This is a genomic window from Polynucleobacter sp. UB-Tiil-W10 (assembly GCF_018881605.1).
In the GTDB taxonomy this organism is placed as follows: domain Bacteria; phylum Pseudomonadota; class Gammaproteobacteria; order Burkholderiales; family Burkholderiaceae; genus Polynucleobacter.
Map to the genome: position 1 here is coordinate 1,109,643 of NZ_JACVPZ010000001.1, position 20,944 is coordinate 1,130,586.

At 44.7% G+C, this 20,944-nt stretch carries 25 protein-coding genes; 16 read left to right on the forward strand and 9 right to left on the reverse strand.

The annotated features are described in order from the left end of the window. Positions 1–41 precede the first annotated feature (41 nt). Positions 42–842 carry a DUF6492 family protein gene (locus ICN33_RS05655; protein WP_216195246.1) on the reverse strand — a complete coding sequence of 267 codons (801 nt, stop codon included), beginning with the start codon at positions 840–842 and terminating at the stop codon, positions 42–44. A 126-nt stretch (positions 843–968) separates the two neighbouring features. Here ICN33_RS05655 and rfbB point away from each other — a divergent pair, with 126 nt between their 5' ends. From rfbB to waaC, 5 genes are read left to right on the forward strand one after another with little or no spacing between them, the layout of a single operon-like run. After that, positions 969–2,027 (forward strand): dTDP-glucose 4,6-dehydratase, encoded by a 1,059-nt coding sequence (gene rfbB / locus ICN33_RS05660; protein WP_216195248.1) that lies wholly within the window; start codon positions 969–971, stop codon positions 2,025–2,027. A gap of 20 nt (positions 2,028–2,047) precedes the next feature. Next, positions 2,048–3,001 carry a dTDP-4-dehydrorhamnose reductase gene (rfbD, locus tag ICN33_RS05665; RefSeq protein WP_216195250.1) on the forward strand — a complete coding sequence of 318 codons (954 nt, stop codon included), beginning with the start codon at positions 2,048–2,050 and terminating at the stop codon, positions 2,999–3,001. Positions 3,002–3,013: 12 nt separating this feature from the next. Continuing rightward, positions 3,014–3,943, forward strand: a complete 930-nt coding sequence (rfbA, locus tag ICN33_RS05670) for a glucose-1-phosphate thymidylyltransferase RfbA (protein ID WP_216195252.1) — start codon at positions 3,014–3,016, stop codon at positions 3,941–3,943. A 2-nt stretch (positions 3,944–3,945) separates the two neighbouring features. Next, complete coding sequence (gene rfbC / locus ICN33_RS05675; protein ID WP_216196568.1) at positions 3,946–4,506, forward strand: dTDP-4-dehydrorhamnose 3,5-epimerase; 561 nt, start codon at positions 3,946–3,948, stop codon at positions 4,504–4,506. Positions 4,507–4,543: 37 nt separating this feature from the next. Beyond that, complete coding sequence (gene waaC, locus ICN33_RS05680; protein ID WP_216195254.1) at positions 4,544–5,596, forward strand: lipopolysaccharide heptosyltransferase I; 1,053 nt, start codon at positions 4,544–4,546, stop codon at positions 5,594–5,596. Here waaC and ICN33_RS05685 read toward each other — a convergent pair. Beyond that, positions 5,593–7,218 carry a TolC family protein gene (locus ICN33_RS05685; RefSeq protein WP_216195256.1) on the reverse strand — a complete coding sequence of 542 codons (1,626 nt, stop codon included), beginning with the start codon at positions 7,216–7,218 and terminating at the stop codon, positions 5,593–5,595. The two genes, waaC and ICN33_RS05685, sit on opposite strands and share 4 nt — an antisense overlap. 120 nt (positions 7,219–7,338) lie before the next feature. Here ICN33_RS05685 and ICN33_RS05690 point away from each other — a divergent pair, with 120 nt between their 5' ends. From ICN33_RS05690 to trmB, 4 genes are read left to right on the forward strand one after another with little or no spacing between them, the layout of a single operon-like run. Then, positions 7,339–8,184, forward strand: a complete 846-nt coding sequence (locus ICN33_RS05690; RefSeq protein WP_216195258.1) for an undecaprenyl-diphosphate phosphatase — start codon at positions 7,339–7,341, stop codon at positions 8,182–8,184. 34 nt (positions 8,185–8,218) lie between these two features. Further along, positions 8,219–8,677 (forward strand): DUF2721 domain-containing protein, encoded by a 459-nt coding sequence (locus ICN33_RS05695; protein WP_216195260.1) that lies wholly within the window; start codon positions 8,219–8,221, stop codon positions 8,675–8,677. A 41-nt stretch (positions 8,678–8,718) separates the two neighbouring features. Then, complete coding sequence (locus ICN33_RS05700; protein ID WP_216195262.1) at positions 8,719–9,654, forward strand: UDP-glucuronic acid decarboxylase family protein; 936 nt, start codon at positions 8,719–8,721, stop codon at positions 9,652–9,654. 3 nt (positions 9,655–9,657) lie between these two features. Beyond that, positions 9,658–10,464 (forward strand): tRNA (guanosine(46)-N7)-methyltransferase TrmB, encoded by an 807-nt coding sequence (gene trmB, locus ICN33_RS05705; protein WP_216195264.1) that lies wholly within the window; start codon positions 9,658–9,660, stop codon positions 10,462–10,464. A 26-nt stretch (positions 10,465–10,490) separates the two neighbouring features. Here trmB and ICN33_RS05710 read toward each other — a convergent pair whose 3' ends face one another. The 4 genes from ICN33_RS05710 to ribBA all read right to left on the reverse strand — a co-directional run bounded on the left by ICN33_RS05710 (position 10,491) and on the right by ribBA (position 14,276). Beyond that, positions 10,491–11,963 carry an NAD-dependent succinate-semialdehyde dehydrogenase gene (locus tag ICN33_RS05710; protein ID WP_216195266.1) on the reverse strand — a complete coding sequence of 491 codons (1,473 nt, stop codon included), beginning with the start codon at positions 11,961–11,963 and terminating at the stop codon, positions 10,491–10,493. A 109-nt stretch (positions 11,964–12,072) separates the two neighbouring features. After that, positions 12,073–12,591, reverse strand: coding sequence for a transcription antitermination factor NusB (gene nusB / locus ICN33_RS05715; RefSeq protein WP_216195267.1), 519 nt, complete (start codon positions 12,589–12,591; stop codon positions 12,073–12,075). Between the two features lie 5 nt (positions 12,592–12,596). Then, positions 12,597–13,109, reverse strand: coding sequence for a 6,7-dimethyl-8-ribityllumazine synthase (gene ribH, locus ICN33_RS05720; RefSeq protein ID WP_216195270.1), 513 nt, complete (start codon positions 13,107–13,109; stop codon positions 12,597–12,599). A gap of 36 nt (positions 13,110–13,145) precedes the next feature. Further along, on the reverse strand, positions 13,146–14,276 hold the full coding sequence (ribBA, locus tag ICN33_RS05725) for a bifunctional 3,4-dihydroxy-2-butanone-4-phosphate synthase/GTP cyclohydrolase II (RefSeq protein WP_216195272.1): 1,131 nt from the start codon (positions 14,274–14,276) through the stop codon (positions 13,146–13,148). Between the two features lie 375 nt (positions 14,277–14,651). Here ribBA and ICN33_RS05730 point away from each other — a divergent pair, with 375 nt between their 5' ends. The 7 genes from ICN33_RS05730 (at position 14,652) to ICN33_RS05760 (ending at position 18,821) form a co-directional block, all read left to right on the forward strand. Continuing rightward, positions 14,652–15,278 (forward strand): hypothetical protein, encoded by a 627-nt coding sequence (locus ICN33_RS05730; protein ID WP_216195274.1) that lies wholly within the window; start codon positions 14,652–14,654, stop codon positions 15,276–15,278. After that, a complete protein-coding gene (locus tag ICN33_RS05735) occupies positions 15,275–15,604 on the forward strand; it encodes a hypothetical protein (RefSeq protein ID WP_216195276.1) in 330 nt (109 codons plus the stop codon). Before ICN33_RS05730 ends, ICN33_RS05735 begins: the two co-directional genes overlap by 4 nt. A gap of 25 nt (positions 15,605–15,629) precedes the next feature. Beyond that, entirely contained in the window at positions 15,630–16,175 is a 546-nt protein-coding gene (locus ICN33_RS05740; RefSeq protein ID WP_216195278.1) for a GspH/FimT family pseudopilin, read from the forward strand. 17 nt (positions 16,176–16,192) lie between these two features. Next, positions 16,193–17,308, forward strand: coding sequence for a bifunctional diaminohydroxyphosphoribosylaminopyrimidine deaminase/5-amino-6-(5-phosphoribosylamino)uracil reductase RibD (gene ribD / locus ICN33_RS05745; RefSeq protein ID WP_216195280.1), 1,116 nt, complete (start codon positions 16,193–16,195; stop codon positions 17,306–17,308). Between the two features lie 16 nt (positions 17,309–17,324). Further along, positions 17,325–17,936, forward strand: coding sequence for a riboflavin synthase (locus ICN33_RS05750; protein WP_216195282.1), 612 nt, complete (start codon positions 17,325–17,327; stop codon positions 17,934–17,936). A 196-nt stretch (positions 17,937–18,132) separates the two neighbouring features. After that, on the forward strand, positions 18,133–18,441 hold the full coding sequence (locus tag ICN33_RS05755; RefSeq protein WP_216195284.1) for a type II toxin-antitoxin system HigB family toxin: 309 nt from the start codon (positions 18,133–18,135) through the stop codon (positions 18,439–18,441). Then, positions 18,438–18,821: a type II toxin-antitoxin system HigA family antitoxin gene (locus ICN33_RS05760; RefSeq protein WP_216195285.1), complete on the forward strand. Its 384-nt coding sequence runs from the start codon at positions 18,438–18,440 to the stop codon at positions 18,819–18,821. Before ICN33_RS05755 ends, ICN33_RS05760 begins: the two co-directional genes overlap by 4 nt. 5 nt (positions 18,822–18,826) lie before the next feature. On the opposite strand, the gene queC is transcribed toward ICN33_RS05760, so the two are convergent. The 3 genes from queC to pal are packed head-to-tail and all read right to left on the reverse strand — an operon-like array spanning position 18,827 to position 20,817. Beyond that, the gene (gene queC / locus ICN33_RS05765) at positions 18,827–19,570 is read right to left on the reverse strand and encodes a 7-cyano-7-deazaguanine synthase QueC (RefSeq protein WP_216195287.1); all 744 of its coding nucleotides are present in this window, start codon (positions 19,568–19,570) and stop codon (positions 18,827–18,829) included. A gap of 9 nt (positions 19,571–19,579) precedes the next feature. Then, complete coding sequence (gene ybgF / locus ICN33_RS05770; RefSeq protein WP_216195289.1) at positions 19,580–20,311, reverse strand: tol-pal system protein YbgF; 732 nt, start codon at positions 20,309–20,311, stop codon at positions 19,580–19,582. Then, positions 20,311–20,817: a peptidoglycan-associated lipoprotein Pal gene (gene pal, locus ICN33_RS05775; protein WP_216195291.1), complete on the reverse strand. Its 507-nt coding sequence runs from the start codon at positions 20,815–20,817 to the stop codon at positions 20,311–20,313. The genes ybgF and pal overlap by 1 nt, the downstream gene beginning before the upstream one ends. Positions 20,818–20,944: the final 127 nt, after the last annotated feature.

Below are 20,944 nucleotides of genomic sequence, written 5' to 3' on the forward strand. Positions count from 1 at the left end.
AATGCTTAATCGCACGTTTAATATTGGATTGGTGGAATGCATTAAACATGTTTATTTGGCATCTTATTAAATAGAGAGGGAAGATATATTTTAAAGAAGTAAGGGATGCTTACTTTAATAAAGTATGGCTTAGCTCTTTCCCATTTTTCAAAGCTAATAAAGTCATACTGTTTTGAGAGTTCTGCAGCCTTATTTGGATTTAAGAATGCTACATGGTTAAGTAATGAATTTCCAAGGCGCCACCAAGGCCTATCGCTATAGGTCACTTGATCAGCATGGCGATGTGAAATAAAGGTGCCTAAGGTTTCATATTCGCTAAAGCTATTTGGTACGGAAAAATGAATTTGATTTAAAACCGCCTCCACCCATGGCATTTGAAATTTGTCTTCTATCTCTTTGCAAAGTTCATTGAGCCAAGAAACATTTACAGGAAAACATTGGGCGATGAAAGAAAAAGGAACTATCTTTTTCAGGCCGGTCAGTCTTTGTATGGTTTCAAAATAGGGGGTGTGATTTTCTGTACCCTTGTAATAAATCAATTTCCCCTTATGGTCTATAAACTCCAGCTTATTAATGGGGGCGGTATCTGCATCCCAAATCAAGATAATTTCATTATCTTGATTGTCTTTAACGGCTAGCAACTTAATAAATTGTTGCAAATACCAACCAAATTGACTTTTCTTATCTTGAGGTAAGAGTTCTAAAAGTTGATCCTTGAATTGCTTTGTATAACGCGATTCCCCAATCACCTTGAACTGGGGAGGTGATTTTTTTACAAACTCTTCAATTTCCTCGTCTGGGACAATAACTCGGTATTCTTTGGCTGCAATATTCCGAACCATAAAGCTAGAGGTAATCTGCCAAGCCTCAATATCCTTAAGGCAGCAAACAGAGATAAGTTCAGAAATTTGCATAGGAATCTCAGGCATAATTTGCATGATAAACCTTAATAAATTGGGCTACTAACAATGATCTTAGTAACTGGCGGAGCTGGCTTTATTGGCGGTAATTTTGTATTGCATTGGCTATCCAGTCCTGATGCCGAGGGTGTTATTAATCTTGATAAGCTAACCTATGCAGGTAATTTGGCTACATTAGAGTCATTAAAGGCAGACTCTCGTCATATATTTATTCATGGCGATATTGGCGATAAAGAATTAGTCACCAAGTTATTAAAAGAGCACAAGCCTCGTGCAATTGTGAATTTCGCTGCTGAGAGTCATGTGGATCGATCCATTCATGGGCCTGCCGATTTTGTAGAAACTAATATTGTTGGAACATTTAATTTATTAGAGTGCGCACGAGAGTATTGGAATGCTCTTGAGGGTAAAGATCAAGAAGCATTTCGCTTTCATCATGTTTCAACCGATGAGGTGTATGGCTCATTATCTTTAACCGATCCTGCTTTTACCGAAACCAACTCTTATGAGCCTAATAGCCCTTACTCAGCATCTAAGGCGGCTTCTGATCATCTGGTACGCGCTTGGTTTCATACCTATGGATTCCCGGTAGTGACAACTAATTGCTCTAATAACTATGGGCCATATCACTTTCCAGAGAAATTAATTCCACTGGTGATTTTGAATGCTCTTAACAGTAAACCATTACCGATTTATGGTGATGGTCAGCAGATTCGGGATTGGCTCTATGTAGGCGATCATTGTTCTGCCATTCGTGAGGTATTGGCTCAAGGTAAATTGGGTGAGACTTATAACATTGGCGGCTGGAATGAAAAAGCTAATATTGATGTTGTTAAAACGATATGCACTATTTTGGATGAGCTCAAGCCTCGCGCTGATGGCAAGTCCTATGCTGAGCAAATCACTTTTGTTAAAGACCGTCCAGGGCATGATCGTCGCTACGCAATTGATGCTGGTAAGGTTGAGCGTGAATTAGGCTGGCGACCAGCCGAGACCTTTGACACCGGTATCCGCAAAACAGTCCAATGGTACTTGGATAACCCTGTTTGGATTGAAGGTGTGGTGAGCGGCTCTTACCGCGACTGGTTGCAAAAGCAGTACAACTAATTTTCAGAATCAGAATCTACGTGAATATTTTAGTTTTTGGAAAAGATGGTCAGCTAGGTAAGGCGTTTAAAGCTTTGTTTGAGCAATTGCCAGTTTTTGAAAACGCGCATGTAACTTATCTCGGTAGAGCGGAATGCGATCTCAGCAAAGAGGCTGAAGTGCTTGCGCAACTCAATGCATCTAAAGCCGATCTCATCATTAATGCTTCTGCGTACACGGCAGTTGATAAGGCTGAAACGGAAATTGAATTAGCCTATGCTGTGAATGCAAAAGCCCCTGAATTAATGGCGCGCTACGCCGCAGAAAATGATGCCACTTTTCTCCACTACTCAACCGATTATGTGTTTGATGGTAGCAAAGAAGGTTTTTATATTGAGACTGATGCTTGTAATCCATTGGGTATTTATGGAAAAACTAAGGCCGCAGGAGAAGAGGCGATAGAAAAAGTATTTGCAAACTCAACCCAAGGTCAATTTGCTATTTTCCGAACCAGCTGGGTGTATGGAGATGGTGGTAATTTCATTCGTACGATATTGCGCTTGGCAAAAGACCGTGAAGAGTTAAAAGTCATTGACGATCAATATGGAGTGCCTACTAGTGCGCAATGGCTTGCCCAAGTAAGTCTGGATTTAGCACTAGATTCTCAAGGGAAGCTAAAGCAGTTTCCATCGGGTATTTATCATGCTGTTCCTGTAGGTGAGACTACTTGGCATGGTTTAGCCTTTTTTGCGGTTCAGGCGGCCTTAAATGCTGGCGTTGAGCTTAAAGCCAAGCCAGACACTATTAAGCCTATTTTGGCGGTTGAATACCCCCTTCCAGCCCCTAGGCCGATGAATTCCCGTATGGACTCAAGAAAACTTCAGGAGCAGCTTGCCCTTTCGGGGGGTATGTCAAAATCAGGTCTATTCCAGAGCTCATGGAACATATATGTGCAGCAGTATGTTCAGGAACTCGCAAAAAGCGGCCTTATTTAAAGGGTATATCGTATGGCGGTAAGTAGGAAAGGCATTATCTTGGCGGGCGGGTCTGGTACTCGCCTCTATCCAGTGACGCAGGCAGTTTCAAAGCAGTTAATGCCGGTCTACGACAAACCAATGGTGTATTACCCATTAAGTACCTTAATGTTGGCTGGTATTCGCGACATTCTGTTGATTTCTACACCACAAGATACCCCTCGATTCTCTGAGCTCTTAGGAGATGGTTCCCAGTGGGGTCTCAACATTGAGTATTGCGTACAGCCTTCGCCAGATGGTTTGGCGCAAGCATTTACTTTAGGAAAAAATTTCGTAGGCAATAGTCCGAGTGCATTGGTACTTGGCGACAATATTTTCTATGGCCATGAATTAGTCGACCAACTGAATAGTGCTAATGAGCGCACTGTTGGGGCATCTGTATTTGCTTATCACGTGAACGATCCAGAGCGTTATGGCGTTGTGGAGTTTGATAAGGACTACAAAGCACTTTCGATCGAAGAAAAGCCGTTGAAGCCTCGCAGTAGCTATGCTGTAACCGGCTTATATTTTTATGACAATCAGGTGTGCGATATCGCAGCCTCCATCAAGCCTAGTGCTCGAGGTGAGCTCGAGATTACTGATGTGAATCGCGCCTACCTTGAAAAGAATGAGCTGAATGTGGAGATTATGGGCCGTGGATTTGCTTGGCTCGACACCGGCACCCATGATTCTTTGCTTGACGCTGCTGGCTTTATTGCCACTTTGCAGAAGCGCCAGGGCCTCATGGTAGCTTGCCCGGAGGAGATTGCCTATCGCCAAGGCTGGATTACCGCGGACACAGTGCAGAAGGTTGCCGCACAACTCAGTAAAAATAGTTACGGCCAATATCTTGGAAAAATCTTGAACGAACTCAATAATGCTGCTCAGCCTGTTGCTTTGTCCCATAAAAAGATTATTGGGTAATGATGGCCTCTAAATTATTCATTACGCCAACATCAATTCATGATGTGTTCATTGTGGAGCCAAAAGTATTTGGTGATGAACGTGGGTGGTTTACTGAGTCATTCAACGCAGAAGACTTTGCAAATGCAACTGGTCTTGATGTTCAGTTTGTACAAGATAACCATTCATTCTCTCGCCAGTGGACTTTGCGGGGCTTGCATTATCAAATGGAAAAGACTCAAGGTAAGTTGGTACGAGTTGTTGCGGGAAGCGTGTTTGATGTGGCGGTTGATATTCGTGAAGATTCACCCACCTATGGCAAATGGGTGGGCGTTGAATTAAGTGCTGCGAATCATAAGCAAATGTGGATCCCAGCGCAGTTGGCCCATGGCTTTTTAGTGCTCTCTCCAACCGCTGAATTTCTTTATAAAACCACGGATTACTATCACCCGCAGAGCGAGGTTTGCCTTGCTTGGAATGACCCAACGGTTGGAATTGAATGGCCATTACCTAGTGGCGCTCAGCCCAATATGAATGCCAAGGATACAGCCGGCCTTTTATGGGATGCGGCACCTAAGTTCTAGCCGTCTCGGTCGACACAAAAGATAAGATAATGCTCTCATGAGCAATTCATCTGCCAACTCTCAAAATCCCAAGATCTTATTGGTAAAGCTCTCCTCATTAGGGGATGTGCTGCATAACTTGCCAATCGTTTGGGATCTTCGGGCGCGTTTGCCTCATGCTCAAATTGATTGGGTGGTTGAAGAAGGGTATGTTCATTTGCTCACGCCACTGCTTTCCCAAGAGGGCTTTCAAGGAATTGATCACATCATTCCATTTAGCTTGCGGCGTTGGAAAAAGAATCTCTTCAAACTTTCTACCTGGCAGCAATTTTTTGCATTCAAGAAAGAGCTTCAGCAAACTTCATATGACATCATCATTGAAACTCAGGGTTTGCTGAAATCAGCCATCGTCTGTTCGCTAGCTAATAAGGCCTCAATTGCAGTGATTGCGGGCCTAGCTAATGCAACGGAGTTTTCTGGTTACGAGCCGATTGCAAGATCTTTTTATAACCACCCTGTGCAAGTCCCGACACAATGTCATGCGGTAGATCGTTCACGTTGGGTAACGTGTTCAGCCTTGGATTGGTCCTTAATAGATCGCAAAAGTGCCCCTCAGTTTTATCCAGAAACTTGCATCAATTCTTTAGCTCTAGACTCGACAAAAGTGCTTGCAGCATTAAGAGCGCCGTATATCTTGTGCTTTCATTCGACAGCTAGAGAAGCTAAGCGTTGGCCTAATGAAAGCTGGGTAGCTTTGGGTAAAGAGCTGGCCAGCCGCGGTTATCAAGTGGTTCTGCCTTGGGGTAATTTTGCTGAGAAAGAAGTGAGCAATGACATTGCCTCGCAGATTCCTAATGCATTGGTACCGCCTGCTTTTTCAATTCAGGATGCTTTCTCAGTCATAGCAGGTGCCGCATTGACGGTCGGCGTTGATACTGGACTCACACATCTTGCAGCCGTACTAGGTAAGCCTACGGTAGAAATTTATTGCGACTCACCTAGGTGGAAGACCGAAGGTTATTGGTCTGACAATATTCGTAATGTTGGAGATATCCAGAAGCCACCAATAGTGACTGAGGTGATTGAAGCTTCCTTAGGTTTGCTGAATTAACGCAGTAAAGCGTTGATTGCTACTAAGTCTTCATCTGTTAATGCAGCAGCGTGAGCTTTTAATTTGATGGCATTGAGGATGGTGCTGTATCTCGCTTGCTGGAGTAAAGAGCGAGTATTAATCAATGAATCCAATGCAATTAATACGTCAATATTAATTAAAGTTCCGACCTGAAAGCCAAGCTTACTGGACTCTAGGGCAGATGAGGATGAGCGTTCCGCTGCCTCATAGGCCTTAACGCTAGCTAAACCACCATAGAAGCCAGTAAAGGCGGTCCTTGTGTTTTGAGCTGCCGCACGACGATAGCTATCGTAATTTGCTTTTGCTGCATCCACTAGGGCGGCATTTTGACGAATGAGGGAGCTATTAAAGCCTCCCGATACAAGAGGAATAGTCATTTGTAGCGCCAATGTGTTGTTATAGACATTGGTACTAGCTGGCGTGTAATTATTCGGAGTGCCGTTTGAGGTGTTGTACCCCGATGTGCCCACTAAATTGACAGTTGGATAATTTAAAGCTTGTGCACCACGATAAGTGCTCTCTGCAAGGCTGACGGATAGTTGACCTGCTAAGACATTGAAGTTTGCTGATTCTGCTTGATTAATCCAGTCATCCAAGGTTTGTCCTGGCGGCAGAATAGGGTTAACACTCTCCGCAATGGGGTAGCCCTTGGAATCTTTACTCTTGCTACGTGGATCCCTGAGAACGCCCTCAATTTTGGCTTCTTTAATAAGCGGCTTGATTGCACCTACAGGACGTCCAACGATTTGCTCAAGCGCGCCGCGCTTCACAATCAGGTCGGCCTGTGCAGCAATCTCCTGGGAGTTGGCTAAATCTAATGCTGCTTGTGCGGTATTAACATCAACAATCGTAGCGAGTCCGGCATCAAATTTTGCTTGGGCTGCCTCAAGTTGCTGCTTAATCAAATCCTTCTTATTTTTGAAGAGCGCCACATTATCTTGACTCGTTAGTGCATCGAAATATGCTTGTGACACACGTAAGATTAAATCTTGTTGCGCCAAGAAAAAACGCATGTCTGCTAATTTGGTATTGAGATCGCCTTGCTTAAAAAGTTCCAGCGCACCTACGTTAAAGACTGGCTGGGTTAAGGTGACGGTATAACTTTTTTGATCAAATACTCGTGAGTTGCCGGAGTTATTGGAGACTACGGTGCTGCCTGTGCCATGCTGATAGTAGCGAGTTCCGCCAGGAGTGGCATTAGCTTGTGGCATCAGCAAGGAGAAACCTTGCCAGTAGAGTTCTTTACTAGCCTGATAGTTAAAACGAGCGGCTGTTAATACGGGGTCACTAAAGGCAGCCTCTTGGTAGAGCTGTATTAAATCGTTTAATTGCCCTTTAGTCTCACCAGGTTTGTTACCAACCAAGTTGGATGGTGCAGCACCTGCCGCTACTGCGGGTTTGGAAGGCAAGGGCGCGATTTGCGGTGGCTGCTCCAATCCAATGAGGGTAGAAGCACTCATTGGAGTGGGTAAAGCAGGCCTTGTGGCCGCGTTAGGGCTTTGCGCAAAGGCATTGCAGGACCAAGCACTCAAACCTAACGCTTGACTCAGGATCAAACCAAAGGCGGTAAGTCTAGATAATCTGAAGCGGGCTGGGGTCATGTAATTCGGATACTTTTCAATGTGCCATGCAGTTTAAGGCTAATTTATTCAAAATGCTCATTTAGGCACTATTTTGCCAAATACCCTGAATTGCTTCCATATACCTATAAAATTTGGCCCATGGATCTAATTTTGTTACTGAAGGCAGTCATTCTGGGTGTGGTCGAGGGATTAACGGAGTTTTTGCCGATCTCTAGCACTGGGCATCTGATCTTAGTCGGCGATTTGCTGGACTTTAATGATGATCGTGGCAAAGCCTTTGAGGTCATTATTCAGTTTGGCGCCATTTTGGCGGTTTGCTGGGAGTTTCGTCAAAAGCTCATCAAGGTGGTTAGCTCTTTTTCTAGCAGTTCTGAATCCCGCCGTTTTGTCCTGAATTTATTGATTGCATCGATCCCGGCGATGGGACTAGGCTTTTTGTTTGGGAAGCACATCAAAGCAGTTTTGTTTTCTCCAATCCCGGTAGCTAGTGCATTTATTGTGGGCGCGCTCATTATTTTTTGGGCTGAGCGTCGCCAGCAAAATTTTGCTGATGTGTCTAATCAAATCAGGTCAGTGGATGATTTAACCCCATTGGACGCACTCAAGGTTGGTCTTGCTCAATGTGCTGCTTTAATACCCGGTACATCACGTTCGGGTGCAACCATTATTGGCGGCATGTTATTTGGTTTACCTCGCGCTGTAGCTACGGAATTTTCTTTTTTCTTGGCTATTCCAGTGATTGGTGGCGCCACCGCCTATGAGCTGCTCAAGCTTTGGAAAGCCCCTGTAGCCTTTTCTGGTGAATTTACTCTCGCTATTGTTATCGGTTTTATAGCCGCATTTATTTCTGCTTTTATATGTGTGCGCTGGTTAATACATTATGTGGCTCACCATAATTTCATACCATTTGCTTGGTATCGCATTGCTTTTGGAGTGTTGGTTTTGTTTACTTCCTACACTGGCTTAATTGCTTGGTCCCATTAATCTTTAAGTGACTTAAAAAGCTCAGGAAATTCTTATGGATGCATCAATTGACGCAATAACGAATAATATTCAGCTGGCTCTGGCACCGGTATTTTTGTTAACTGCGGTTGCTACTTTAATTAACGCTATTTCAGGTCGACTTGCTAGATCTGTCGATCGTATGCGCGCAATTCGACACTCCGTTGATCGGGGTGATGTGAAAGATGAAGCGTTGTTGCGGCATATGAATAAGGAGGCTGATGAAGCCCAAATTCGTGGCCGCCTTTGTACGGCAGCCATCTTTTTTGACGTGCTCAGTGGCGTCTTTATCTCAATGACAGTACTGGAATTATTCTTCTTTCAAGCGGGCGCTGTGCGTTCATTGCAAACGACTTACGTTATATGGACATTTGTATTGGGGCTAATCTTTTTTATGACTTCACTATCAATTGTTCTGGCTGAAGTTGTTTATGCTTACCGATCTGCAGGCTGGAATATCCCAAAAATAGATTAATGGTTGATTCATTAAATAACTCCCTCAATAAAAGACGAACTATGAACAAAATCCTCATCACCGGCGGCGCAGGTTTTTTGGGATCCCATCTCACCGAGAAATTACTCAAAGAGGGTAATGATGTTTTGGTGGTGGATAACTATTTCACTGGCTCCAAAGAGAATTTAGCGCATCTCTTGCCTAATTCTCGTTTAGAGCTCATGCGACACGATGTCACTTTTCCGCTCTATGTAGAAACCAATCAGATTTACAACCTCGCTTGCCCAGCATCCCCAATTCACTATCAATACGATCCAGTGCAAACGACTAAGACAAGTGTGCATGGTGCGATTAATATGCTGGGCCTAGCCAAAAGAACCAGGGCTCGCATTCTCCAAGCATCTACTAGTGAAGTCTATGGCGATCCAGAAGTCCATCCCCAGCCAGAAGAGTATTGGGGTAAGGTCAATCCCATTGGTATTCGTTCTTGCTACGATGAAGGCAAGCGTTGCGCTGAAACTCTCTTTTTTGACTACAACCGCCAACATAATTTAGACATCAAAGTTGTGCGTATTTTTAATACGTATGGCCCACGCATGCATCCCAACGATGGCCGAGTGGTGAGTAACTTTATTGTGCAGGCATTACAAGGCAAGGACATCACTATTTATGGTGATGGTCAGCAAACCAGAAGCTTTTGCTATGTCGATGACTTAATTGATGCCATGGTCAAAATGATGAACTCAGAAGATGGCTTTACAGGGCCAGTAAATATCGGTAACCCGGGAGAGTTCACGATGTTGCAGTTAGCTGAGACCATTCTGAAACTGTCGGGTAGCAAGTCCAAAATCATTCATCAGCCACTGCCATCGGATGATCCCAAGCAACGTCAGCCTAATATCGAGCTAGCTAAAGCAAAATTAGGTTGGCAGCCAAAGGTCAACCTAGAAGACGGTCTCAAAGAGACGATTGCTTACTTTAAGAAGGTGGTTGGTTAAGTAGTGATTGAAAATAACAAACCTTCTAAAAAGCGTTTTGATGAGCGTATTCGCTCTTTTGTTTTAAGGGCAGGGAGAACTACTGCTGGACAGCAACGCGCTATTGAAGAATTAGGCCCACAGTTTCTCATTCCCTATCAAGCCTCCAATCTCAATTTAACTGAAGCATTTCAAGGCTCAAGTAAGCCAAAGATTCTAGAAATTGGTTTTGGCATGGGGGAGACAACTGCCAAGATTGCTGCCTTAAGATCTGGTGATGACTTTTTGGCCATTGAAGTCCATCCACCTGGCGTTGGAGCATTGCTGAAGCTGATTGGTGAAAATGACCTGACAAACTTAAGGCTCATTCGTCATGATGCTGTTGAGGTTCTCGAGCAGATGATTGCGCCAGATTCGTTGGATGGGATTCATATTTATTTTGCAGATCCTTGGCATAAGAGGCGTCACAACAAACGTCGCCTGATTCAGGCTGAGTTTGTTCGATTGCTGGCTTCCAAATTAAAGCCGGGCGCTTATTTGCATCTGGCAACGGATTGGCATAACTACGCAGAGCAGATGCTCTTGGTATTGAATGCAGAGCCTGCTCTACAAAATACTTCAAGTGAATCGGTAAAGATGGAAACCTTCACCTTCGAGGACACTGCCAAGCAAGGCGAGGTCTTCAATGAATTTAAACCCACTCTTGAGCAACTTCATGCTGAGCATCAAGGTTATGTAACCCGACCAGAATACCGTCCCGTAACTAAATTTGAGAACCGCGGCATCAAGCTGGGCCACGGTGTTTGGGATTTAGTCTACAAGAAAAAATAAGCAGAAGAGCGATTAAGTAGCAGGGCTTATAAGCCGACGCAGACGTATTTCATCTCCAAGTATTCATCCATACCGTAAACACTGCCTTCACGACCAAGGCCGGATTGCTTAATCCCGCCAAAGGGTGCAACTTCATTTGAGATTAAACCGGTATTAACGCCAACCATCCCGTACTCCAACGCTTCAGCCACTTTCCATACACGGCCAATATCACGACTATAGAAGTAGGATGCCAAACCAAACTGACTATTGTTGGCAAGCTTGATCACCTCTTCATCACTCTCAAAAGGAATAATTGGTGCTACTGGACCAAAAGTTTCTTCATAGGTAATGAGCATCTGACTATTTACGTTGGCCAAAATAGTGGGCTCATAAAAGTTCTTGCCCTCTGTTGTTTGTTTGCCGCCGGTAACGAGTGTTGCGCCTTTGCTGAGGGCATCAGCAACATGCTTTTTAACTTTTTCTAGTGCTGCAGTTTCAATCAAGGGGCCTTGAGTGATACCGGCTTCCATGCCGTTGCCGACCTTAATCATTTCTAGTGCTTTGGCAAACTTTTCCACAAAAGCATCTTGTACCTTTTTGTGAACATAAAAACGATTTGCGCAAACACAGGTTTGACCGGAGTTCCTAAATTTAGAGGCCATAGCGCCATTCACTGCTGCATCAATATCAGCATCTTCAAATACGATGAACGGGGCGTGACCACCTAGTTCAAGAGCGAGCTTTTTGACGGTTGGAGCACATTGCTCCATGAGAATGCGACCGACCTCTGTTGATCCTGTGAAAGAAAGATGGCGAACTGTCGGTGATGCACAAAGGGTTTTTCCAATAGCAATTGATTGATTTGCATCCGCAGTGACAATATTGATAACTCCATCTGGTATGCCAGCACGCTTGCCAAGCTCAGCCAAGGCGAGAGCGGATAGTGGCGTCAGCTCGGCTGGCTTAATTACAATGGTGCAGCCAGCCGCTAATGCCGGCGCTATCTTGCGCGTAATCATGGCGATAGGAAAGTTCCATGGCGTAATTGCAACGCATACACCAATGGGTTGCTTGATTACCATCAGGCGCTTATCGCTCCAGGTGGTTCCTAGAATTGAGCCTTCAACGCGTTTTGCCTCTTCTGCAAACCACTCCACAAAAGAAGCGCCATAAACCACTTCTCCAGCAGCTTCAGCCAAAGGCTTGCCTTGCTCAAGTGTCATGAGCTTTGCTAGATCTTGGGTATTTTCAATAATCAAATCAAACCATTTGCGCATGATTTGGGCGCGCTCTTTAGCTAATTTGCTGCGCCAAGAAGGTAGCGCTTTTTCTGCTGCAGAAATGGCTAGTTCGGCATCCTGAATTTCAAGGTTGGCAACATTGGCTATGATTTCATCAGTGGCAGGATTGGAAATAGAGAAAGTCGTTTTAGAGCTAACCCATTTACCGTCTATAAAAGCTTTTTCTTGGAAAAGGTGAGGATCTTTGAGTTGGCTACGAATATCTACTTTTTGCATGATGTTTTAACCTTGGTTATGTCCAAGCCATTTTATCCCTCAATAAATAAAAAAGCCTCCAAGCGTATTAAGCTTAGAGGCCAGGATTCAGTGCTGCTAGATTGAGGGGTTAATCTGCTTGAGTTTCTGCGGTGCGCAGCTTCTGGGCTAGTAAATCTAGTACGCCGTTCACATATTTGTGACCGTCAGTGCCACCAAAGGTCTTGGCAAGCTCTACAGCTTCATTAATGGCTACTTTATAAGGTACTGAGAGGTCGATTGCTAGCTCATAAGCACCAATGAGCAGTGCTGCATGCTCCACGGGAGACAGCTCATTAATTGGGCGATCTAATGCCGGTGTAATGATGGCTTCTAATTCATCGGTGCGGGCTAGAACCCCATCGAAGATTCCTTGAAAAAGATCCAGTTGGCAGCGACGAAAAGCGGGATCTTCAGCGAGCTGCTTAGCAATCGCAGCGCCATTGGGAATGCTGCCGGCACGACGCATCACAAGACTTTGATAAACGCCTTGAAGGGCGTACTCACGAGCGCGACGGCGCGGCGTAAGGGATCGCTTAGGCGCTGGCTTTACTTCTTTTCCGGCTGGTAGAGATTGAGGGGTAGAGGGGTTCTGGCTAGAGGTTGACATGCGAATTATTCTTCTTCACTCGAGTTGATTTCGATATCGATATCCGGCGTCAATGCTAGCGCTAGATTAGCCATCTCTACTACCGCTTGAGCACATTCTGCGCCTTTTACCTGAACACGAGCATGAGCTTGTTCATCAGTATCGCAAGTTAGTACACCATTGGCGATTGGTAATCCAGTATCGATAGAGATACGAGTGATACCGGAAGCAGATTCATTAGAGACCAACTCAAAGTGATAAGTCTCACCACGAATAACCGCTCCTAGAGCAACTAAGCCGTCAAACTCACCAGTCTCAGCAAGTTTTTGTAGAGCAAATGGAATCTCTAATGCGCCTGGAACTGTCACTAGCTTAATGTCAGATTGATTAACACCCAAAGAAATTAATTCATTAATACAGGCATTGGTTAAAGCAACACAATGGTCTTCGTTGAAACGCGCTTGAACAACGCCAATCCGAAGATCCTGACCATTAAGATCGGCTTCTAATACACCTACAAAGTCATTAGTACTAGTCATATCAATTCTCTAAAAATATTTATCGCATTACCGATATTAGGGGGTGTAAGGCTTGTAGCCTGTCACTTCGAGCTTATAGCCAGATAGGCTTGGCACTGGACTTGGCTTGGCTAACAAGCGCATTTTCTCTACACCAAGATCTTTCAAAATTTGTGCGCCAATACCGTAGCTTCGAAAGTCAGTTTTTCTGGCTAGCGGTTTTTTAGCTTCTTCATGCGACTGATTCAGTTTCTGAAATTGCGCTAACCAATCGGTGTCATTTGGTGCTGCAATACCTGAGGCATTTAGGAGTACTGCAACTCCAGCGGTTGAAGTAGCAAGTTCTTCTAGGGCTTTGGCTAGCGGCCAAGAATGGGTGCTGATATCAGATTCTAGGAAGTCCAAAACAGTGACTGGTTCGTGAACGCGCACTAAAGTTTCTTGTGCCTCAGAAGGTTTACCGTGAACGAGTGCAATATGCACGCATGAACTTGGAGTATCGCGATAAATAACGCCTTGAAATTTACCCCAGGGAGTAATGAATTCACGAGCACCTTCGCGCACCACAATACTTTCATGCTGGCTGCGATACTGAATGAGATCAGCAATGCTGCCAATCTTGAGTTGATGTTCTTTAGCAAACTCTAGTAAGTCTGGAAGACGCGCCATACTGCCATCGTCTTTCATGATTTCGCAGATGACTGAGGTTGGAGAGCAACCAGCCATAGCCGCAAGATCGCAACCAGCTTCTGTATGACCAGAACGAATTAATACACCACCAGGCTGAGCCATCAATGGAAAAATATGACCCGGCTGAACTAAGTCGCTAGGCTTGGCATTTGGCGCTACTGCAGTTTTGATGGTGAGTGCACGATCTGCCGCTGAAATGCCAGTAGTTACTCCGCTAGCTGCCTCTATAGATACCGTGAAGTTCGTTCCCATCGATGTGCCGTTATCTCGAACCATCAAAGGAAGGTTAAGTTGTTGGCAACGCTCGCGAGTGAGGGTTAAGCAAATTAGTCCACGGCCATGTTTTGCCATGAAGTTCACTGCCTCGGCGGTGACGTGGTCAGCTGCCAAAACTAAATCACCCTCGTTCTCGCGATCTTCTTCGTCGACAAGGATCACCATTTTGCCGGCACGCAGGTCGGTAATGATTTCTTCGGTGGAGGCAAGAGTATTTGGCATAGCCCTCTATTTTAAGCGCAGGACCCGCTTGTTGTTCGGTCCTACTGCAATATCTCGTCTTTCTGACGGGAAGTGCCTTGGGTATGAGTTTTTGTTGGGAACCTACCCTTTGAAAATGGGGAATGTCAGCTCAAAAGCACCCCAATTTGGCAATGAGGTCAAAAAATTACCAAGGATTCATCTTGCTGGAGTCTTTAGTAGCCATGAGCATGATTTTGGGGGTTTGGATGGTTTCCGTTGAGACTTATCAGCGGATTGCTTTGAGTCTGACTCAACAAGAAGGTAAAAGATCGCAACTGAGAGGGGAATGGGATGCTTTTGAAATACAAGAACATAGTAGGGCTCATGTCAATTTGCCCAACAAGGACTTAAGCAGTGACTCTGCTCGAATGCCTAGTCGGCATCGCTCTATGCGCACTCCTACTCAACCCCCTATTAAAAACAAGCACTGATTTGGTAATCAAGCAAATTGAGTATGAAAAAACGCAAGCTTTAATTTCAGAGGCGGATCGCGCATTTGAGCTTATGGGCCGCGCCATTCGAGTGGCGGGTTATCGCAATATTTCAAGCCAGCAAACCAACAAAAAATCATCCTTAGAGATAAATAAAAAGTCAGGATTTAGAGGGTCTGATTCCTTAATAGTCCGCCATGAATTATCGGACGGCATTGATTTTGATTGCATTGGTAACATCATTACAAAAGAGCGCACCAAAAATCAATTAGCGCTACAAGGATTTTTGGTTGATCGTCAGGCGGGCGTCCCAAAAGGGAAGAAGGTGAATGGCGGATCACTAATATGTCAATCGCTAGATCGTCAGGGTCGTACTCAAATCACCACCTTGATGAACGGAGTAAATGAACTCGTTATTGAAGAAATAAATGGCGTGCAAGCCCAATATATAAGGGGCCAAAGACTGTTTAAGGTCAAACTGAAAATGACCGATGGAGTCAGATTAAACCTAGATCTAGAGCGTACTTTTTCAACAAGGAACCTCTTGTGATCGTAGCTTGGGTATTTTCATTGCTCCTGCTTTGTTCATCGCTTATTACTTATTTGGAGGGATTAAGTTCTTTGCGAATAATCGAAGCAAATACTATGCGACTGGCAAAGAATCAATTTGTAGCGGCTGAAAAATCAGTATTTGAGTGCGAGAAAAATATCACTTCCCTTGGGCAGCTAAACGAGAATCTTTGCTTTATCCAGTCGGCGGGAAAAAATCGGTGGCTCATTACGAGTAAAGAAAAACCTGCAATCCAGATTGGTGTTGTCGTTGATGAAAAGACTGGCATCGCTACGCGCCTGAACTGGCGGCAAGTATTTGAATAATGTAAATCGATGCTTAAGACGGCAGATGAATCGACAGTCTGGATTTAGCTTATTGGAACTGATGGCTGTAATGTTGATCATTGCCATCGCCGCCATGATGACGATGCCCTTATTGCATGAGCAAATTGCGGCTCGAGAAATCGATACCATTGCTAGAAGATTTATCGCTCATGCACATTTTGCTCGTCAACAGGCGCTCCATTTGGGGCAACCTGTCCGCCTCGCGCCGATTTCGGAAGAGCACTGGGAGGCAGGGTGGGTGGTAAAAAGCGGGTGTTTTGGGAAATCGGTTCATGCAGGGTGTATTGAAAAGCTTTGGTTTTCTCAGGCAGATATTGAGCCTGTTTACTTTAAAAGTGGCGGCAAGCAGTTCATTGACCCTAATTCAGGCAAGAGGGGCATCTTATTTAATGCGGCTGGTTCGGCAAAAACAGCCCAAGGTGGATTTGTAGCCAATCGACTGATCCTGGGTCACGGCAGGGTTCCTGAGCTCGAGCGCCAAATGATACTGGGTAGTGGCGGTCGGTGGAGGATCTGTGATCCATCAAGAGATGCAAAGCGTTGTCATTGAATGGTTTAATAGACCCCATGTACAGCGCAGTTGACCACCAGTTCATGAGTGAGGCTTTGGCCGAAGCTCAAAAAGCACTTTATTTATCCAACCCCAATCCAAGAGTGGGTTGTGTGATTGTTAAAGCAGGGCAAGTAATTGGCCGAGGATTTACACAAAAGGTGGGTAGTGCTCACGCTGAGGTACAAGCATTAGCCAACGCTAAATCCCTAGGCAATGATCCTGCGGGTTCAATTATTTATGTCACTCTTGAGCCATGCAATCACACGGGGCGGACTCCACCATGCGTAGATGCCTTAATTGCTGCTAAACCAGAGGCTGTATTTGTGGCAATGTCTGATCCCAATCCTTTGGTTGCTGGTAAGGGTTTAGAACGTCTTAAGGTCGCAGGAATTAAAGTGCATTGCGGACTGATGGAATCAGAAGCGCGGGCCTTAAACCCGGGATTTATCTCGCGGATGATGCGTGGCTTACCTTGGGTGCGCATGAAAATTGCTGCAAGTCTTGATGGAAAGACTGCTTTGCCTGATGGCCGCAGCCAGTGGATTACTGGGCCGCTTGCTAGAGCGGATGGTCATCATTGGCGCGCACAAGCCTGTGCAATTGTTACTGGTGTTGGCACTGTCAAAGAAGATGATCCTAGCTTGAATGTGCGAGATGTTCACACTGAGCGCCAGCCTTGGCGCGTGATTGTTGATTCCAAATTAGAAACTCCAACCACTGCGAGAATCTTGAGTGACCTTGATCAATCTGGTGTCATCATTGTGTGCGCCAGCTTAGGCAGTCCTGAAATGCAACAAAAGGCCAAAGTATTTACCGATCGAGGGATTGAGGTTATTGAGATGGCCAATACCTTTGGGAAGGTTGATCTCCCAAAACTCTTTTCATACCTCGCTCAAGAGCGTGAGATGAATGAAGTTCATATTGAGTCAGGCTTTAAGCTTAATGGATCTCTACTTCGAGAAAATTGTGTAGATGAGTTATTGCTCTACTATGCACCATTCTTTATGGGAGATGGTATTGGTATGGCCAATATCTCACCATTGAACTCTTTGGATAGCAGACAGGACTGGAAGGTGATTGACAACAGTCTATTTGGCTCTGACTTACGGCTGCGCCTCATTAAAAATTAACAACTAAAATTACGCTATGTTTACTGGAATCATTACTGCAGTCGGTCAAATTAAAAGCGCTCAAGCTAAGGGCGATGGTTTGCATTTAGTGGTTGAGGTACCCGTAGGATATTTAGATGACGTGGCTTTGGGTGACAGTATCGCCATTCAGGGGGCCTGTATGACTGCCACCCAGTTAACTGACAATTCTTTTGCTTTAGACATTTCTCGTGAGTCGCTTAATAAAACTGTTGGTCTCGATAAAGTCGGCCCAGTGAATCTTGAGAAGGCAATGCGTCTAAACGATCGCTTAGGTGGCCATTTGGTCAGTGGTCACGTGGATGGTGCTGGCAAAGTGTCTCACTTTTCACAAGTAGCAAATGATGCTTATGGTTCTTGGCTGCTGCGGATAGAGGCTCCAAAAGAGCTAGCGCAATACCTGGCTTATAAAGGTTCCATCGTTGTCAATGGTGTATCACTCACCGTCAATCAAACCGAAGACTCCACAAATGCTTGTGTGATTGATATCAACATCATTCCCCATACTCTGCAAAACACTACCCTTGGCAATCTGAAGCAAGGCGATGTTGTGAATCTTGAGGTAGACCTGATTGCACGATATGTAGCTAGGATGCTCAATAAGATTTAAGTCGGATTTAAATTTTTACGTTTATAGTTTTTCTGCCTTTGCAATCCTTGATAGTTTAAATAAACGAAGCATCATCGATCCACTCAAGCAATACTTCATATGCTCTGGGGTGCAAAAGGTAGGCTTTAAACCTTGTTTTTTCTATGGTTAAATGGCCTTACTTGCAATAGTCCCATTTTGGGACTAAAATCAACAGGTGAGAATAATAGCGAGAAAACACTTAATTAATTTCTGGCGTATTCATCCTGATGCTGAGCAGTCACTCAAGGCTTGGTATGACGAGGTGGCGCATGTCAGTTGGAAAAAGCCGCAAGATATAAAGAATCAGTATCGAAGTGCGAGTTTTATAGCTGATAACAGGGTGGTATTTAATATCAAAGGAAACGCATATCGCTTAGTAGTGGCTGTTGCTTATAGCTTTGGTGCGGTTTATGTGAAATTTATTGGCAGTCATGCTGCTTATGATCGAATTGATGCTTGCACAGTGCAGTTGGAGGAAAAATGAAAGAATTAAAACCTATTCGCAACAAGGCGGAATATAAAGACGCATTAGCGCAAGCGTCTTACTATTTTGATCATGAGCCAAAATCTGGAAGTAAGGAAGGCGATAGATTTGAGATTCTCTTAATGCTCATAGAGGATTATGAAAGCAAGCGCTATGCAATTCTTCCGCCAGATCCAATTGAGGCAATAAAATTCAGGATGGAGCAGTCTGGTTTGAATCCAAAGGATTTGCAGCCAATGATCGGCGGTCTAAATCGCGTATATGAGATATTGAATCGCAAGCGCCCTCTCACATTAAAGATGATTTGGAGGCTGCACTCAATGTTAGGAATACCTGCTGATAGTTTGATTCAGCAGGATGATGAGCTACGAGCAGCCTGATACCCTTAATGCTTTTTTTGGTAGCGAGTTGGATCACTTAGCTTGGCCTGCTTAAAGCCCTCTTGTCGTAAGCGACATGACTCACATTCACCACAGGCCTCTCCTAAATCATTTGCCTGATAGCAAGATACCGTCTGCGAATAATCCACGCCTAGAGTACTTCCCAGCTGAATGATTTCAGCTTTGGTGAGGCTGATGATGGGAGCATGCACCCTAAAGCGATTAGCATCATTGATTGCTTCAACACCAGCTTTGGTGGCTAGATTCGCCATTTGCTCAAAAGAGGCTACATACTCTGGTCTGCAATCGGGATAGCCTGAGTAATCAACCGAGTTAGCTCCATAGAAGACATCTAGGCCTCCAAGAGATTCTGCCCATCCTAATGCGAGTGACAACAAAATCGTATTGCGAGCAGGCACATAGGTAACCGGGATTTCTTGATCTTTACCTGGGGTGATCGGAATTGCAATTGAAGAATCGGTTAATGCGGATCCACCAAAGCGAGTGAGATCTAAATTAACCACTTCATGACGAGCCACACCAATCTGTTTGGCGATATGTTTGGCAGCAGCAAGCTCGGAGGAATGCCTTTGCCCATAACCTACTGAAAGAGCATAAGGTGTGTACCCAAGATCTTTAGCAAGCGCAAGGACAGTTGTTGAATCTAGGCCACCAGAAAATAAGATGACTGCGGGGGCGCCGAGTTTGCGGGGCGCCAGTGATTCAAATGCAGCGGACAACTTAGACATGGTTATGAATTACTTCGTACCGGCGATGAGCTGTTGAGCATCTTTAGCTGCCTCGGTGTCTGGATATTTGGCAATAATGTCGCTAAATGTTTTTTTGGCGGCTGCTTTATTACCACTTTCCAATTGAGCATTACCCAAAGTTACCATTGCTGCGGGAATGCGTGGATGGTTTGGGTATTTCTTAATCAGGCTTTGGAGCTGGCTTATGGCACCTGCGTAATCTTTACTGGCATATTTACTATTAGCACCCCAATACAACGCGAGTGGCAAATAAGGGCTGCTGGAATATTTAGCAGCAAAGGCGGAAAAAGCTTGGTCAGCTTTTTTCAAATTACCAGCTTGAAAAGCCTTCAACGCATCATCGTAAGCTTTTTTCTCACCAGGCTGCACTGTGCCACTTACACCTTCAATAGTAATAGTGCGTGGCTCAAAATTGCCTAGGCGTGTATCGAGATCTTGGTAATACGTTTTTTGGCTAGTGTTGATGTCTTCGCCTTGCTTTTCAAGCTCTTCTACCTTGCCACGCAGTTCCGCATTCTCTGTCTTGAGCTTGTCTATTTGCCCTTGCAACTCAAGCTGGGTGGTGGCTAGCGACTTACGCAAGTCCAAAATAGCCTTGCGTGCTTCATCATCAGAAAAGAGGGCCCAAGCGCTGTTAGATGTGCCTAAAAAAATGAGAGTGGCACTTAAACAAAACGCTCGTAAGAGCGTTTGTTTTACTGAGTGAGAAAGCGTCATCATTAGTTGCTGATGTAAACAATATCGGCGCGGCGATTTTCTGCCCAAGCAGCTTCATTATCACCATCTGCTTTTGGTTTTTCTTTGCCAAAGCTTACTGCTTCCATTTGATCATCAGATACACCCATCAAGTTCAATGATTTGCGAACTGCATCTGAACGACGTTGACCTAGCGCTAAGTTGTATTCAGCAGTGCCACGTTCATCCGTATTGCCTTGAATGATGATCTTTTGTTTTGGGTTAGCTTTTAAGTAGCTAGCATGAGTAGACAGCATTTTTTGATATTTAGTTTGCACGGTGTACTCGTCAAAGCCAAAGTAAATGCTCTTCTCGAAAAGCGGGCTACTTGGATCGTTCCAAGGTTGTGAGCCAAACTTTCCGCTACCGTTGCCGCTACCATTAGCGCCATCGGTATCGTCCAATTTAACGCTGGAGCATGCTGCCATGAGAAATGCTGTTGCGCCGATGAGGGCAAATGTCGCTGCGCGACGTGCGATAGAAATCTTCATGATTTTTCCTTTTTCCTACAAGCTGAATCTATAAATGAGTCAATAGCTAATATTATGCCCCCAAGAGCATCAAAAGTGGCTATTTAAGCCCTTAAAGAGGGGTTTGGGTGAGTTTTGATTGGCTCTG